The 1,166-nt window shown below is 55.7% G+C and carries 2 protein-coding genes; both read right to left on the bottom strand.

What is annotated here, in order from left to right:
- The coding region (locus tag HMPREF3162_RS08605; RefSeq protein ID WP_070777611.1) for an IS3 family transposase at positions 1–789 on the bottom strand (789 nt) is incomplete at its 3' end.
- Positions 789–1,106 (bottom strand): transposase, encoded by a 318-nt coding sequence (locus tag HMPREF3162_RS08610; protein WP_061941125.1) that lies wholly within the window; start codon positions 1,104–1,106, stop codon positions 789–791. The genes HMPREF3162_RS08605 and HMPREF3162_RS08610, both read right to left, overlap by 1 nt.
- Positions 1,107–1,166 lie beyond the last annotated feature (60 nt).

A 1,166-nucleotide genomic window follows, 5' to 3' on the forward strand; every position in this document is an offset into this window, starting at 1 on the left:
AATCCAGTAGGCAACGGCCTTGCGTGCAGCATCACGGGTCGTCCAGCGCTTACGGTCGTAGAACTCGGTTTTAAGCGTCGACCAGAACGACTCAGCCATCGCGTTATCAAAGCACACACCAGTACGCCCCACGGACTGAGCAATGCCCAGGCTGCGGCAAACCTCCCAGAGCTGCTCGCTAGTGAATTGAGCTCCGCGGTCAGCGTGAAACACCAGCCCATCAGGAACGTCACCACGCAACGTGTGCGCCATCCGCAGGGCCCGCTCGACCAGGGAAGTATCTTGAACGCTATCCATAGCCCAGCCCAGCACCCGGCGGGAATGGCCATCGCGGACCGCGCACAAGTACAACCAGCCTTCACCGGTGCGCAAGTAGGTAATATCTGACATCCACACCCGGTTGAGCTCACCAGTATCAAACATGCGCTTGACCAGGTCAGGAAGCGTGGACTTACGCTTAGCTTGAATCGTTGTCACCGGGACAAAGGCCCGCGGTGAAATCCCCTCAATCCCCATCATGCACATCCGTTTAGCCACAGTCTTACGGTTAAGCGCAATGTGGTAGCGCTCGGCAAGTTCTGCGGTGATCCGCGGCGCACCATAAACCTCATCGGAGTCTTTCCAAATCCGGTGAATCTTGCGGTCAACATCATCGTAAAATGCTGCACGATCATCTTCGCCCGATAGTCGCTTCTGCTGCGTATGGGCCCATTTGTAGTATCCAGACCGAGACACTTTAAAAAGCCGTGCCATGCGCTTGATGCTGTAGTTCGCCTTCTCCTGCTGCATCAATTCGAACTTTTCTGCTCGCGTTGCTTCGCAGCGAAGAAGGCTGTCGCTTTTGACAAAAACTCGTTATCCATCTTGGCTTCAGCCAGCTCCCGACGAAGACGAGCATTCTCAGCACGAAGATCAGCCTCGCTCATCCCATCTGATGCTCCTCGGCGCTCACGCTCGAGTTTGACCCACCGGCCTAAAAGCCCGGCGGACACACCAATCTCCTTAGCCACATGAGCAATCGGACGCCGCGACTCTATTACCAGGTTCGCGGCTTCACGCCGATACTCCGGCGTGTACTTCTTGCGCTGTTGACTCACAATGAACATCCTCTCCTACGGACACAAGATCCGCACTAATAGGGTGTCCACTAAACGTGGGTAACCTCA

The sequence above is a fragment of the Brevibacterium sp. HMSC07C04 genome, assembly GCF_001815905.1.
Taxonomy (GTDB): domain Bacteria; phylum Actinomycetota; class Actinomycetes; order Actinomycetales; family Brevibacteriaceae; genus Brevibacterium.

Coding starts and splice junctions, on each gene's coding strand:
- HMPREF3162_RS08610 (WP_061941125.1), bottom strand. CDS start 1,106: ATGTTCATTGTGAGTCAACAGCGCAAGAAGTACACGCCGGAGTATCGG.